Source organism: Psychrobacter sp. APC 3426, assembly GCF_030408035.1.
Classification (GTDB): domain Bacteria; phylum Pseudomonadota; class Gammaproteobacteria; order Pseudomonadales; family Moraxellaceae; genus Psychrobacter.
On sequence record NZ_JASDCF010000005.1, the window covers coordinates 108733 to 122435 of the forward strand.

Annotated in this window: 13 protein-coding genes; 5 read left to right on the forward strand and 8 right to left on the reverse strand. The window is 44.0% G+C overall.

Annotation, left to right across the window (positions count from 1 at the left end; translation table 11 throughout):
* Nucleotides 1-73 precede the first annotated feature (73 nt).
* From QL919_RS05085 to QL919_RS05105, 5 genes are all read right to left on the reverse strand, one after another.
* The gene (locus QL919_RS05085; protein ID WP_290188492.1) at nt 74-1003 is read right to left on the reverse strand and encodes an ABC transporter substrate-binding protein; all 930 of its coding nucleotides are present in this window, start codon (nt 1001-1003) and stop codon (nt 74-76) included.
* Nucleotides 1004-1046: 43 nt separating this feature from the next.
* On the reverse strand, nt 1047-1985 hold the full coding sequence (locus QL919_RS05090) for a transporter substrate-binding domain-containing protein (protein WP_290188493.1): 939 nt from the start codon (nt 1983-1985) through the stop codon (nt 1047-1049).
* Nucleotides 1986-2088: 103 nt separating this feature from the next.
* Complete coding sequence (locus tag QL919_RS05095; RefSeq protein WP_290188494.1) at nt 2089-2889, reverse strand: transporter substrate-binding domain-containing protein; 801 nt, start codon at nt 2887-2889, stop codon at nt 2089-2091.
* 429 nt (nt 2890-3318) lie between these two features.
* A complete protein-coding gene (locus tag QL919_RS05100) occupies nt 3319-4116 on the reverse strand; it encodes an ATP-binding cassette domain-containing protein (protein ID WP_290188495.1) in 798 nt (265 codons plus the stop codon).
* Nucleotides 4117-4580: 464 nt separating this feature from the next.
* On the reverse strand, nt 4581-4916 hold the full coding sequence (locus QL919_RS05105; protein WP_290188496.1) for a hypothetical protein: 336 nt from the start codon (nt 4914-4916) through the stop codon (nt 4581-4583).
* 440 nt (nt 4917-5356) lie between these two features.
* Here QL919_RS05105 and QL919_RS05110 point away from each other — a divergent pair, with 440 nt between their 5' ends.
* The 5 genes from QL919_RS05110 (at nt 5357) to QL919_RS05130 (ending at nt 9749) form a co-directional block, all read left to right on the forward strand.
* On the forward strand, nt 5357-6658 hold the full coding sequence (locus tag QL919_RS05110) for a glutamate-5-semialdehyde dehydrogenase (protein WP_290188497.1): 1302 nt from the start codon (nt 5357-5359) through the stop codon (nt 6656-6658).
* A 204-nt stretch (nt 6659-6862) separates the two neighbouring features.
* Nucleotides 6863-7639 (forward strand): ribonuclease domain-containing protein, encoded by a 777-nt coding sequence (locus QL919_RS05115; protein WP_290188498.1) that lies wholly within the window; start codon nt 6863-6865, stop codon nt 7637-7639.
* Between the two features lies 1 nt (nt 7640).
* Entirely contained in the window at nt 7641-8003 is a 363-nt protein-coding gene (locus QL919_RS05120; protein WP_290188499.1) for a barstar family protein, read from the forward strand.
* Between the two features lie 81 nt (nt 8004-8084).
* Nucleotides 8085-9359 (forward strand): sodium/glutamate symporter, encoded by a 1275-nt coding sequence (gene gltS, locus QL919_RS05125; protein ID WP_290188500.1) that lies wholly within the window; start codon nt 8085-8087, stop codon nt 9357-9359.
* A 141-nt stretch (nt 9360-9500) separates the two neighbouring features.
* Nucleotides 9501-9749 (forward strand): DUF2164 domain-containing protein, encoded by a 249-nt coding sequence (locus tag QL919_RS05130; protein WP_290188501.1) that lies wholly within the window; start codon nt 9501-9503, stop codon nt 9747-9749.
* Between the two features lie 101 nt (nt 9750-9850).
* Here QL919_RS05130 and glyA read toward each other — a convergent pair whose 3' ends face one another.
* The 3 genes from glyA to QL919_RS05145 form a co-directional block, all read right to left on the reverse strand.
* Entirely contained in the window at nt 9851-11107 is a 1257-nt protein-coding gene (gene glyA, locus QL919_RS05135; protein WP_290188502.1) for a serine hydroxymethyltransferase, read from the reverse strand.
* Nucleotides 11108-11452: 345 nt separating this feature from the next.
* The gene (locus QL919_RS05140; RefSeq protein ID WP_290188503.1) at nt 11453-11947 is read right to left on the reverse strand and encodes a chorismate lyase; all 495 of its coding nucleotides are present in this window, start codon (nt 11945-11947) and stop codon (nt 11453-11455) included.
* A gap of 125 nt (nt 11948-12072) precedes the next feature.
* Nucleotides 12073-13464, reverse strand: coding sequence for a GNAT family N-acetyltransferase (locus QL919_RS05145; RefSeq protein ID WP_290188504.1), 1392 nt, complete (start codon nt 13462-13464; stop codon nt 12073-12075).
* Nucleotides 13465-13703 lie beyond the last annotated feature (239 nt).

The following is a 13703-nucleotide window of genomic DNA, read 5'->3' on the forward strand; positions in this document are numbered from 1 at the left end:
AGCTCAAACATCATTAAGCGCAAGTGTCATTACACTAAAAAATTACTAAAGTTAATCGTTATCAACTTAGCCATTATTCAGCAGCGCTAGCTTCTACTGATGGCTCAGCATCGTCTACCGTACCAGTAGCAGTACTGGCTGACGGTACAGCGAAATACTTTTGATTGATTTTATCATAGGTACCATTGGCTTTTAGATTGGCCAACGATTGATTAATCTTCGCTTGTAGTGGGTCACCTGGACGCACCGCTATGGCAAAGTTATCATTAATATCAATCTCTTCGCCTTTTAGCGCATAGTCACTGCCTGAGGTTGAACTCAACCACTCTATCGCTGGTAGCTTGTCAGAAATCATCGCATCAACGCGATCTGAGCCTAAATCCAAAAAGGCATTACTCAACGTATCATAGAGCTTCATGTTGGCTTTTGGATAGGTCTCTTCTAGCCACTGTGATGAAATGGTCGAGCGCTGAGCGGCAATAGAGTGCGCATCAATATCGCTGCTATTGCTAGGGTCAAAGCTGCTGTCTTTTTTGGCTAAGAAAACCAAGGCGTTGCTAAAGTATGGATCGGTAAAGCTAACTTGTTGCGCGCGCTCAGGCGTGACTGACATCGCCGCGACAATCGCATCATATTTACCTGCTTTTAGACCAGGAATGATACCGTCCCAGTCTTGTGCCATAATCTCACAAGTTACTTGCATGTCTTCACAGATAGCATTTGCCATATCAATATCAAAACCGCCAAGTGTGCCATCAGCATTGGTATAGTTAAAGGGGGCATAAGCGCCCTCAGTACCAATGCGTAGCACATCACCCGTCGCAGCTGCTTCAGCCGTTTCTTGCGTGACCTCATCATCAACATCATTTTGACCATTACTGCAACTTGCTAACGTTAAAAGTGCTGTAATCGCAACCAAAGGCGCTGAAAAACGTCGCGCCTTTACACCATTGATAACAGATACATTCGCGGCTGTAGAGTATTGATCAAAATGATTATTCATGGTCATCCTTGGGGTTTATTAATAAAAATAACGTTTGCCACTATTAGTTAGCTGTCGCTTCTGCCTGCTCTTCTGCAGCGATTACCGCATTGGCATCGACATTACCTTCGTCAACTACCAGCACTTCTTCGACACCGTCAGTGGCGACTGCTTTTTGCGCAGCAGCGGTTGAGCTGGTACCAAAATAGCTACCCGTGATTTGATCGTAAGTGCCATTGTCTTTTAACTCAGCCAAGGCTTTGTTGAACTTAGCAATCAGTGGATCACCTTTACGGAAAGCAATACCCATCGCATCGTCGTTGCTGCTGATTTCTTGACCTTTAACTTCGTAGTTTTTACCGGCTTCTGTTTTCAACCAGTCAATGCCTGTGACTTTATCAGACATCATACCGCGCACGCGACCTGAGGTAAGATCTAGATAAGCATTATCTTGAGTGTCATAAAGTTTGATGTCGGCATTGCTATGCTCGTCTTGCAGATACTGTGAAGCCACTGTCGAGCGCTGTGAAGCAATAGGCTGACCTTGCAGACCATCGATGCTTAGGTCATCACCTTTTTTACCGATTAAGATAATGCCACTGTGGAAGTAAGGGTCGCTGAAATCGACCACTTCTTTACGCTCAGGAGTGATTGACATACCAGCGATGGCAGCGTCAAACTTTTGCGCATTAAGACCTGGAATCAAACCATCCCAATCTTGTGAAATCACTTCACATTCTGCTTTCATTTGTGCACATAGTGCGTCAACCAACTCAATCTCATAGCCGATTAGCTTGCCATCAGCATCAGTATAGCTAAAAGGCTTATAGCTTGATTCAGTAGCGATTTTGATGTTCAACGGTGCGTCAGTTGCTGTATCCGCTTCAGCACTGTCTGCCGGTGCTGAGCTATTGTTACACGCTGCTAGCATAAGCATCGCTGCGCTTAGCGGCGCAAGCCATAAGGCTTTTTTGCCCATTGATGATGTCATTGAAATTGCCATATTTTTATTCCTTAATAGATACCAGCCGTTTGTCACTCATGACTTATTTTTAAGCTCAATTTTTTAAGCTCGATTGTTTTGATTCAAGCTCATTTATGAAAGCTTATTGACCAAAATTAATCTGCTCAAGACGAGCCAGCTCACCGTTGCTGCGGATTTCGCTCAGCGCTTTATTAAAGTCTTCTTTGAGTGCGTCACCTTTACGAACGGCAATGGCAATATTATCGTCGTTGTCAATCTCATCACCAACGACACCAAAGCCTTCGGTATTGTCTGCTAACCATGATTTGGCAGAGACTTTTTCGGCCAATACCGCATCGCTACGACCAGACTTTAGGTCCAGATAAGCATTGTCGTAGTTGTCATACAACTGAACGGTATTGCCCTCTTTGCCTTCGTAATTGTCTTGTAGATAAGCACCCGGCGTCGTCGAGCGTTGACCGCCAAGCGTTAGGTTCTTAATCGACATTGGATCAAAATTACTGTCATTGCCAGTCAGCCATACCATGGTATTGGCAAAATACGGCTCACTGAAATCGATCTTTTCTTGACGCTCAGCAGTGATTGACATACCAGCGATAACGGCATCATATTTCTGTGCCAATAGACCTGGAATAATACCGTCCCAATCTTGAGCAACGATTTCACACTTGGCTTGCATTTGGTCACATAATGCATTGGCAACATCGATATCAAAACCAGCCAAGCTACCATCAGCATTGGTATAGTTAAAAGGAGGGTAAGCGCCCTCGGTAGCGATACGAATGGTCTTGCCAGCCGTTTCTGCTGCAGGGGCATCAGCGTTGGTATCGGTGGCTTCATTAGCAGGCTGACTACAAGCACTCAGCATTAATGCTGCTGTAACGGTCATCGATGACCACAATAGGCGAGAATTCGACATCATATATTCCTTAAATTCTGATGAATTTTTCATATAGGGTTTTGAAACTTTGGGCGTTTGATATGTTAGGATTCTGATATTTTGTTCTCTGACATCCTTGCCAGACAAGCAATATAGATAACAGAATAGACAGACAGCCGTTATGAATGACCGTCTATAAACCTTTTGATAATACCTGACTAAAATATCAAAAACAAACGTTTTGCATACCGACTGTTATTATTGGGCAATAAACGGTCAACGCTAATTACGAAACGGCAATTACCCAATAGTAATTACGAGACAGCAGTCACTAAACGCCAGATTTTATAATCAAAACTATTTTGAATATTATCAATTTGAATGATGTCTAACTGACTTAAGGATATCATAGGGATAGCAAAGGCATTACTATCCCGAATTTTGAATGCACAGCAGATGCTAGGAGTGCGATTAGTTTTGACGATGCGAGGACATAAAGTCTTTGACACGCTCAGAGGTAGGATTGTCAAAAACTTGCTCAGGCGTACCAATCTCTTCAATGATACCTTGGTGCAGGAATACGACCTTACTCGATACTTCACGGGCAAAGCGCATTTCATGAGTAACGATAAGCATGGTACGTCCCTCTGCTGCCAGCTCCCGCATCACAGCAAGCACTTCATTGACCAGCTCAGGGTCAAGCGCTGAGGTCGGCTCATCAAATAGCAGTACTTGCGGCTGCATGGCAAGCGCGCGGGCGATGGCAACACGCTGACGCTGACCACCAGATAAGTTGGCTGGGTAGGCGTCTTTTTTATCAAGCAGACCCACTTTATCGAGCAGTTTTTCAGCATCACTAATGGCTTGGTCTTTTTTGATTTTTAGGACTTGCGTAGGTCCTTCGATGATGTTTTGCAAAATCGTTTTGTGTGGCCACAAGTTAAAGTTTTGAAAAACAAAACCCACGCGCGCGCGCAAGTTCTCTAACTGCTTGATATCCGCCGCTTGCAACTCACCTGACTTGGCAGGCTTTAACATCAACTCGTCATTACCGATAATGATACGACCTTGATTGGGCTTTTCAAGTAAGTTAATACAGCGTAGCAAGGTAGATTTACCTGAGCCAGATGAGCCCAAAATAGAGATGACATCACCATCATAAGCAGTGAGTGACACCCCTTTTAGCACTGCCAATGAGCCGTAGCTTTTATGGATGTCTTGTAAATCTAAGGCGATAGGCCGAGTCGGATTTTTTGCAGTATCAAGCATGGTTTAGCAGACTTCCAATAAATATGAGTGAAAACGTGATAGAAAAAAATGATGAGCATGGCACTACAGGATAGGTAGTGCATATAGTATGAGTTTACGTGTCATACTGAGCATTATCGTGACAGTGTCCTATTCAACAAAAAAACATCGAATAACAACCATCAGATAAAAATCCTGTATTGTCTCTTATTCGGCAGCAAAAAGGCAAATATTATGACTGTTTGACCTATAACGGGCTCGCTGAGCATTTAACTCAACAGCTCAAAAAAGAGACCAGTCATCAGCCCATCACCCCTGACTTAAATAGCCGATATAAAAAAGCCCAGTCTGAATGTACAGCGCTGGGCGTTATTTTATCACTTTAGCGTCCTAAACGTTGTTTTATCTCATTGAGCGGTTTTTGCCAGTGAGTAGTTGACTACTTAGCACGCTAAGACTAGTGGTTAAAAGTTAGTAATTCGCCATTAGTAAGTCGAGACATGCTCTGAGCTCTCAGTACCGTCAAGCACTTCGGCATCATCCGCAGTTGCCACAGCGACATCGTCGTTTTCACCAACCACCATGCCCTCATCAGTGCTTGTGTCAGCGCTAGCAACCGCAATATCATCCGAGCTGTTTGCAGTAGCCACACCGGTAGCTTCCTCTTCTACCGCCGTCTGTGCATCGACGGTTGATTCAGTCTCCATTGGTGTATCGTCTTTTTTACCACAAGCGCTTAGTGTTAACGCTGCAGCAACCAAGCCCATGGTTAGCCAGTTTTTATTCATTTTATCGTTGATAGCCATTTTATTCTCCATCATAAATAGGTGTCGTTTTAATCAAGTTGTATTAATCAATTCGTTAAGTAAATCGATTTATCAATGAGTTGTCACATCTATCTGTATTCTCACGTTTTTATGTAATCAGCGACTACTTTATGCCCACTATACTGACGATTGATACTGACTACCTTAGGATTTACAACGCAATTCTGTTAAAGACACGTAACGACAATTACTAAGTAATGTTCTAGAAAATTTGACCATAAAACCCAAAGCTATTAACCAAAATTATGCTGATAACCACTTTGTAAAGCAGAGGCTGTTCACAAAATCAACTTTACTATCGACCTCATCTGCTCTATGTTAAATAGCATAATGCCATCTGGGTATTAAAACCTTTCATTTCATTCATTGTTAAATTTTTGCCTATTGGGCGCTTTTATCTATTTCAGACATTTATAACATAAGGAAAATAATTTATGAGTCAATCGAATACCACTGATGTTACCGCATATATGCAATCTGTCGGCAAGCAAGCACGGGCGGCTTCTCGTGCCCTCGCTGCTGCGAATACTGGCGACAAAAACCAAGCGCTTATGGCGATTCATGACGTACTACTGAGTGCCAAGCAAGACATATTGGCCGCCAACAAAATAGACATGGACAATGGTCAAAAGAACGACTTGGACGCAGCGCTGCTTGACCGTCTAGAACTAAATGATGCGCGCTTCGACGGTATGCTCCAAGGTCTAAAAGACGTAGCAGCATTGCCTGATCCTATCGGTGAAGTGACGGATATGACGTATCAGCCATCAGGGATTCATTTGGGCAAAATGCGTGTACCACTCGGCGTGGTCGGTATGATTTATGAGTCGCGTCCTAACGTAACCCTAGAGGCCGCCTCACTGGCCCTAAAATCAGGTAACGCTATTATTTTACGCGGTGGCTCTGAAGCCTTTGAGTCTAACCAAGCGATTGCCAAATGTATCTTAGAAGGACTACAAAAAGTCGGTCTGTCTGAGCATAGCGTACAAGTATTACAAACGACTGATCGTGCGGCTGTCGGTGAGCTGATTACGATGACTGAGTATGTCGATGTTATCGTGCCACGCGGCGGTAAAGGTTTGATTGCGCGTATCAGTAACGATGCCAAAGTGCCAGTCATCAAGCATCTAGATGGTAACTGTCATACCTTTATCGACAGTGATGCCGATGCCGAAACAGCGATTAAAGTCAGCGTCAATGCTAAGACCCATCGCTACGGGACTTGTAATACCATGGAGACACTATTGGTCGATGAATCAGTCGCCAATGAGCTGTTGCCAAAAATTGCTGAAGCCATCGTCGCTGCTGATGATGCAATGCAACTGCGCCTTGATGATAAGTCACAAGCCATCTTAAATGACAATGCTAAGCTTGCCGGTCACCTGTCTGCGGCAACTGCTGAGGACTGGGATACTGAATACCTAGCGCCTATCTTAGCGATTAAAGTACTATCAGGTATCGACGAGGCGATTGAACATATCAATACCCATGGCAGCCATCATACCGACGTTATCATTACCGATAACTATACAAAGTCGCAGCGCTTTATCCGTGAAGTTGACTCAGCCAGCGTGATGATTAACGCGTCTAGCCGTTTTGCTGATGGTTTTGAATATGGCTTAGGTGCTGAGATTGGTATCTCAACTGATAAAATTCATGCTCGTGGCCCTGTTGGGCTCGAAGGCCTGACCTCACAGAAATGGATTGTATATGGTCATGGCGAGACACGTGCCTAAATGACTTAATATGAGTGACTGAATAATAGTTATTGGACGCTTATTAGGTACTAACCTATCATCTAGTGTCTAAATTCACGTATAATCCCCAAAAAAACGCCAGCTAAATTGCTGGCGTTTTTTTATTAGAGATAAATATGTTATATATGCGCTATGACAATTGGTTAGCATAAGAACAATAATTATGTAGAGGATGATGCACTCATGCAAAGTGGCGAAATCAAGCACTGGAATACAGAAAAAGGCTATGGCTTCATTGACGTGGACAATCAAAATGAAGACGTGTTTTTTCATATCAGTACAGCACGCTTACCGCAGCCTATTACCGAAGGTCAACGGGTCTATTTCAATAGCGAACGTAATGATAAAAACCAATTGCGCGCCACTGAAGTCACACCATTCTCTCTAGGTATCGAAGAAAACTCAGGCTCAGAGCGAGCTAAGCAAACATCAAATCCCATTAACCAAAACAATCACTCTCGTCACACTCAGAATAACCGTGGCTATAATAATAGCCCACCGCGCAGCAACCAAAACAAGAGAAGCTTGCGCTCTACTCTATTTAGTTTCATTGCGCTTATCGCTGTTGCGGTATATTTCTTTGGCGATTTACAGTCTGAGTTTTTGAGCGATAGCATTGACTCATCTTCCTCACACTCTAGGTCACAAACCACCTCCGAGGTCAGTCAATCAAATTCGCGCAGTAGCAACATCACTGGTGATGCACAAGTAGACCATACGATTGCGCTCATTCAACAAGGCGGTCCTTTTCCTTACCCTCATAAAGACGGCACGACTTTTTATAATCGTGAAGGCAGGTTACCAACAGCGTCACAAGGCTACTATCGTGAGTACACCGTACCCACGCCTGGCGTGTCTCACCGCGGTGCCAGGCGTATCGTCACAGGTGGCAATCCGCCTACCGTCTATTATTTGACCGTCGACCACTACGATAGTTTTCGCAAACTAGAGGTAAAATAATATGAGCCAAGCCATTTATTATATCCACCAAGACAGCCCTGATTTTGATAACAGCATTCCTAACCAAGCTATCGAGGTACCCGTTCATGAGGTACTTGATAAGAGCGCACTGCTGACAAACTTGGCGACAGCCTGTGATTTTCCTGAGTACTTTTCGCACAATTGGGACAGCGCATGGGACTGCCTGACAGATAGCGAAGTCACCCAGTTAACCATGGACTTAACAGCAGTAAAAAACATAAATACTGAAGACTTCAATATGTTTAAAAGCATCATTGAGGATGCCTATAAAACGTTTGGCAAGCCGCAACTGTGGGTCATTGTACCGCACATAGATGACGCCCAGACCACACTTAGCCACTAATCATCACAAAGCCTGAATTCGAGATAAAGCCATATTTATCCCGAATTCAGGTTAATTTATTTTTAGAGAAAGGATTAACGTATGGAAATTACCTTAAACGGTTATTACACGCTGATATTAGCCACTTTGGTGCTATTACTTGGACGATTTTTGGTTAAGAGAATTAAATTCTTAGAAGATTTTAATATCCCAGAACCGGTGGCCGGTGGCTTAGTTGCGGCAATCGTGGTCTATATTTTAAATATCGTTTGGGGATATACCTTTAACTTTCATCAAGGATTGCAGACCGCCACCATGCTGATGTTCTTTGCCTCTATTGGTTTGAGTGCTGATTTCAGCAGACTAAAAGCAGGTGGTACGCCGTTATTAATTTTTACCATCGTGGTGTCGTTATTCATTGTGCTACAAGACATCGTTGGTGTCGCCATGGCAAGTGCGTTGGGACTAGACCCACTGCTCGGACTGGTGACAGGCTCTATCGCTCTCACGGGTGGGCATGGCACGGCAGGCGCTTGGGGCATCACCTTAGAAGAAGATTATGGCGTGGTTGGCGCGACAACCCTAGGTATCGCAGTGGCCACTTATGGTTTAGTGGCGGGCGGTATCGTCGGCGGTCCTGTTGCGCGTCGCTTAATTCAAGGTCTTGGGCTAAAACCCACACCTGAAAACCCCAACCCTAGTGACATCGAAAAAGTCGCTGGCGCACAGTCGCTCTACAGCACCAAACACGACGAAGACTCAGCGCATAGCAATAAAGAAATCTTTGAAAGACCTGATAGTATGCGTTTTATTACTGCCTCATCGACCATTGAGACATTGGCGCTATTCGCGGCTGCTTTGGCTTTTGCCGATGTGATGACACTCCTTGCCGCAGACACTTGGTTTGAGCTACCCACCTTCGTTTGGGCGCTGGCAGGCGGTGTCATCATTCGTAACGTGCTCACCACTGTCTTCAACTTCGATATGTTTGACCGCTCTATCGATGTATTCGGCAACGCTTCTTTGAGTCTGTTTTTGGCCATGGCGCTACTGTCACTAAAGCTATGGCAGCTGACTGATTTGGCAGGCCCTGTATTGGTTATCTTGCTGGTACAGACGGTCATTATGATTATTTACGTTTACTTTGTTACCTTTAAAATAATGGGTAAAGACTATGATGCGGCTGTTTTATCAGCAGGTCATTGTGGTTTTGGTATGGGTGCGACGCCGACTGCGATTGCTAATATGCAAGCCGTGACTGACCGCTATCTGCCCTCGCCTAAGGCATTTTTGATTGTGCCGATGGTCGGCGCTTTCTTTGTCGATATCGTCAACGCGACGGTATTGCAGATATTCACCAAGTTGCCGTTTATGTAATTTGATAACTGACCATTCAAATTAACCTGAATAAAGCTGGGATACGTTATCGTAATCCAGCTTTTTTTATTGTCTATTGAGCCTTTCCATCCTGTCGCCAATGACCTAATCTGTATGGTTACATAGTGCTGAGAGAACAATATGAGTCAAGACAAAATGATCAAGTTATCGAAAGAAGAGGAAGAGGTGCTGTTAGATAATTTGAGAGATTATATGAATGAAGAGTTTGATTTGGACATCGGCAATTTGCCTGCCAAATTCTTATTTGATTTTATGGTAGATTTGATAGGTCCTACAATTTATAACCAAGCCATCGAAGATGCTGAACCTTGGCTATACGAGAGATTTATCAGTATATTAGAAGACAGCCATGCGCTAAAGAAAGATTAGTGCTTCCTCATTAGTGCGTCCTATTACTCACAAAAAAACCGCCTAGCAAAAAAGCTAAGCGGTTTTTTTATCTCTAAATTATAAAACCAATGAATCAGAAATTACTGATTTTTAGCATAAACAGGAAGCTCTTTACAGATAGCTTCAACTTTACCACGGACTTCAGCAGCGACCTTTTCATCGCCACGGCTATCTAATACGTCACAAATCCAACCTGCCAAATCACCAGCTTGCGCTTCGTTAAAACCGCGAGTAGTAATCGCTGGCGTACCGATACGGATACCAGAAGTCACAAATGGAGATTTTGGATCGTTTGGTACGGCGTTTTTATTAACCGTAATGTGCGCATCGCCAAGCCATTTATCTGCTTCTTTACCGGTCATGTCTTGCTTGACTAGACTGATGAGCATGAGATGGTTTTCAGTACCGCCAGAGATGATTTCATAACCACGCTCTTGGATGACTTTTGCCATCGCTTGGGCGTTTTTAACCACTTGCTGCTGATAGGTTTTGAAGTTATCTTCTAAGGCTTCTTTAAAGCAAACCGCTTTTGCCGCGATGACGTGCATCAACGGACCGCCTTGGTTACCTGGAAATACCGCAGAGTTTAACTTTTTAGCAAGCTTCTCATCACGAGCCAAAATCATACCTGAGCGTGGACCACGTAGGGTTTTGTGCGTTGTAGTCGTGACCACATCCGCAAATGGTACTGGACTTGGGTACACGCCACCAGCAATAAGGCCAGCCACGTGTGCCATATCTACCAGTAAATACGCGCCTACTTCGTCCGCGATTTCACGGAAACGCGCCCAATCGACCACTTGTGAATATGCTGAAAAACCAGCGATAATCATTTTTGGCTTATGTTCTTTTGCCAAACGCTCAACTTCGTCATAATCGATAAGGCCAGTGCCTTCGACCAAGCCATACTGTACGGCGTTGTAGTTCAGACCTGAGAAGTTAATGTGCGCGCCATGCGTCAAGTGACCACCAGCGTCTAGGCTCATGCCTAGTACCGTGTCATTGGCTTCAAGCAAGGCTAAAAATACCGCAGAGTTTGCTTGGCTACCCGAGTGTGGCTGGACGTTAACGTACTCAGCACCGAACAGCTCTTTTGCACGATCAATAGCCAATTGCTCAACCACATCGACGTGCTCACAACCACCGTAATAGCGCTTACCTGGATAACCTTCAGCGTATTTGTTGGTAAGGTCAGTGCCTTGTGCTTCCATCACTGCTTGCGAGCAGTAGTTTTCAGAGGCAATAAGCTCGATGTGATTTTCTTGACGAACGCTTTCTGCGGCCATGGCTTCAGCAAGTACTGGATCAAACTCTTTGATAGAAATATCTTTAAACATAGTGATGTCCTAGGTAGTGGCTATCGTTAATGGTAGTGTTTATGAAAAAGAAGCGAGTAGTAAAAGGAGGTAAAATAGGCAAGCAAAGGCAATTGGCCTTGTTATTAACTCGTTCATTATAGGCAATAAATTCGACATATAAATGCATCGATATCATCGCTAAAGATTAAGTGTAACATGAAAATTTGTACTGCGAGCGCAAAAAAACCTCACAGCAAGCTGAGCAATTTAAATGACGATATCACGCAGATAAATAGCCAATAAAATAAAGTATTTACTGGCGGCTCACCCATACTGTTGAAACAATATTTTTATTAATATCCTAACTTATATAGTAACGCGTGCTCATTTTAAAAATGAAGCTAAAAACGTTTCGCTAATCAGTATTTTGCGCCCATACCAATCATACAGCGTCTGCCGCTGCCAGCCCTCTGCCGTTTTTTCGATAGAACGTTGATTGGGCAATGTGCGACTGCGCTTAAACAACACATATCCGATGGGCGTGCCTTTTAACTGTTGCAGACGACGGGCGCGCCCTTTGAGACTGGGTAACGGAAAGATACTCTGTGCCTCGACCCATGGTTGCTCATCATTACCATATAGCTGCGCCTCGCGTACCCATGCCAGCATCGGACGATTTAGCATAGCGCCTCGTACACCTAACTGTCGTTTTTGTGCCAATGACAATGAGCGATAACCTTCAAAGCTACGCTCGACACGTAGCGGCTGACCCGCCTTTACCTCAAGCATCGCGGTCAGAGAACCTTCAGCATTGAGCCATGGCAAGAGCTCAGTAGGAGCTGATAAATGGGCAAGACAAGACAATTGATTGTTGGACATAATTGACAGCTAATGTTGGACATATAGATAGAGGAAGGTTACAAATTCGCTATTACTGGGCACGTTAAGCCAATCACTTATTAATATCACTTATTAATATCACTTATTAATATCACTTATTAATATCACTTATTGGCATCAAACTGAGGCATATTATCGGCATTAAATGGTAGTGCGTCAAAGGCTTGCTGACGATACTGCGCCATATATAGTCGGTCTTTGCGACAGAAATCTGCAATCGCTGGCACAAAACGTGGGTCATAGATACGGTGCAGCGAGTGCGTCGTCGTTGGAATAAAACCACGCACCAGTTTATGCTCCCCTTGCGTACCTGGGTCAAAATACGTCAGACCTTGCTCGATAGCAAACTCAAGACCTTGATAATAGCACAGCTCAAAATGCAAGCTGTCATAGTCAGCAAGCGCGCCCCAATAACGACCATATAAGGTCGCATTATCATCAACATTGTCGCTATCCGGCTTATCGTATAAGAATAAACTACTGGCAATAATATCACCATTGGTATCAAGCGCTTGTGCGAGCATCAAGTGCGCAGGCATAGTAGTGGATAGTTTTTTAAAAAAATCTAGCGTTAAATAAGGCTGCTGCCCACGTACCGCATAGGTCATCACATAGCAATGATAAAAGGCTTTCCAGTCCTCATCAGTAATCGCATTACCGCATTTACGCTGGCAACTGATGCCTTGCTCAGCGACCTTGCGACGCTCAGCACGGATAGTCTTGCGCTTTTTTGCTCTTAACGTCATTAAAAACGCATCAAAATCTGCAAATGGCTGAGCATCTTGTAGTAAGTCTTTATTTTGCCATAAAAACTGACAGCCTTGACGCTCAAGTATGGGCATATCAATAGCCATTGGCTCTAAGCCATGGTCTTGGGCGGCGAGCGCACGCTCTATATCGCTATCGGTAGGCATGGATGTAGTCGCCATATCAGTCAGCTCAGGCGTGACAAACAGCCCATGCCAACTAGACGCTCCTACTTGCTGGGCAACGTCATCGACACCGGCAATGGCAGTTTTTATGATATCTGCATTCAAACTCTCGCCGGTCGCCAACCAAAAACGCTGACCGGTAATCGGTGTATAAGGCACACTGGTAACCAGCCGTGGATAATAATCCATCCCGTAGCGCGCGTAGGCCTCCGCCCATGAATGGTCAAACACAAACTCACCGCGATGATGACCTTTTATAAAGACCGGTAACACCGCAACAGGCTGTTTTATCAATGCTTCTGCGCCAGTATTTTTGATATCTACAGAGCTAAAATCTGAAAAGCCACTACCCCCAAGGTAAGGGTTACTGACATCTTCTTTTGAATGGTCTGTAACGCGATGTACCAAGATAAATATCGGTAACCAACCCGCCCGCTCACCAATCGCACCGGTATCTGCCAATGCGTGCCAAAAATCAAACGACATAAAAGGCGTATCAGGAGCTTGCCACTCTGCTTGACTCTGCCAACTGGTATCATTAATCAGTGCATACTGTAAACTCATACTCATCGTCACTATAACCGCTCTATGTTTATCGATAATTTATCTGGTAATCAAACAGCCTAGCAAATTTTTGCCAGTTTGCTGTCACAATTTGCAAAAACTTATCTACACTCAATAAAAAACCACCTACAGTAATATAGGTGGTTATTTCTTATAATGATATTTATCTATGGTGCTTATCTACCATGTTGCTTTTGATAAAGATCATTTCTATCTAATGCTTTTCATAATACTAATTT

Excerpts from the sequence above, each read along its gene's own strand:
- QL919_RS05085 (WP_290188492.1), bottom strand. The coding sequence starts at position 1,003 with ATGAATAATCATTTTGATCAATACTCTACAGCCGCGAATGTATCTGTT.
- QL919_RS05090 (WP_290188493.1), bottom strand. The coding sequence starts at position 1,985 with ATGGCAATTTCAATGACATCATCAATGGGCAAAAAAGCCTTATGGCTT.
- QL919_RS05095 (WP_290188494.1), bottom strand. The coding sequence starts at position 2,889 with ATGATGTCGAATTCTCGCCTATTGTGGTCATCGATGACCGTTACAGCA.
- QL919_RS05100 (WP_290188495.1), bottom strand. The coding sequence starts at position 4,116 with ATGCTTGATACTGCAAAAAATCCGACTCGGCCTATCGCCTTAGATTTA.
- QL919_RS05105 (WP_290188496.1), bottom strand. The coding sequence starts at position 4,916 with ATGATGGAGAATAAAATGGCTATCAACGATAAAATGAATAAAAACTGG.
- QL919_RS05110 (WP_290188497.1), top strand. The coding sequence starts at position 5,357 with ATGAGTCAATCGAATACCACTGATGTTACCGCATATATGCAATCTGTC.
- QL919_RS05115 (WP_290188498.1), top strand. The coding sequence starts at position 6,863 with ATGCAAAGTGGCGAAATCAAGCACTGGAATACAGAAAAAGGCTATGGC.
- QL919_RS05120 (WP_290188499.1), top strand. The coding sequence starts at position 7,641 with ATGAGCCAAGCCATTTATTATATCCACCAAGACAGCCCTGATTTTGAT.
- gltS (WP_290188500.1), top strand. The coding sequence starts at position 8,085 with ATGGAAATTACCTTAAACGGTTATTACACGCTGATATTAGCCACTTTG.
- QL919_RS05130 (WP_290188501.1), top strand. The coding sequence starts at position 9,501 with ATGAGTCAAGACAAAATGATCAAGTTATCGAAAGAAGAGGAAGAGGTG.
- glyA (WP_290188502.1), bottom strand. The coding sequence starts at position 11,107 with ATGTTTAAAGATATTTCTATCAAAGAGTTTGATCCAGTACTTGCTGAA.
- QL919_RS05140 (WP_290188503.1), bottom strand. The coding sequence starts at position 11,947 with ATGTCCAACAATCAATTGTCTTGTCTTGCCCATTTATCAGCTCCTACT.
- QL919_RS05145 (WP_290188504.1), bottom strand. The coding sequence starts at position 13,464 with ATGAGTTTACAGTATGCACTGATTAATGATACCAGTTGGCAGAGTCAA.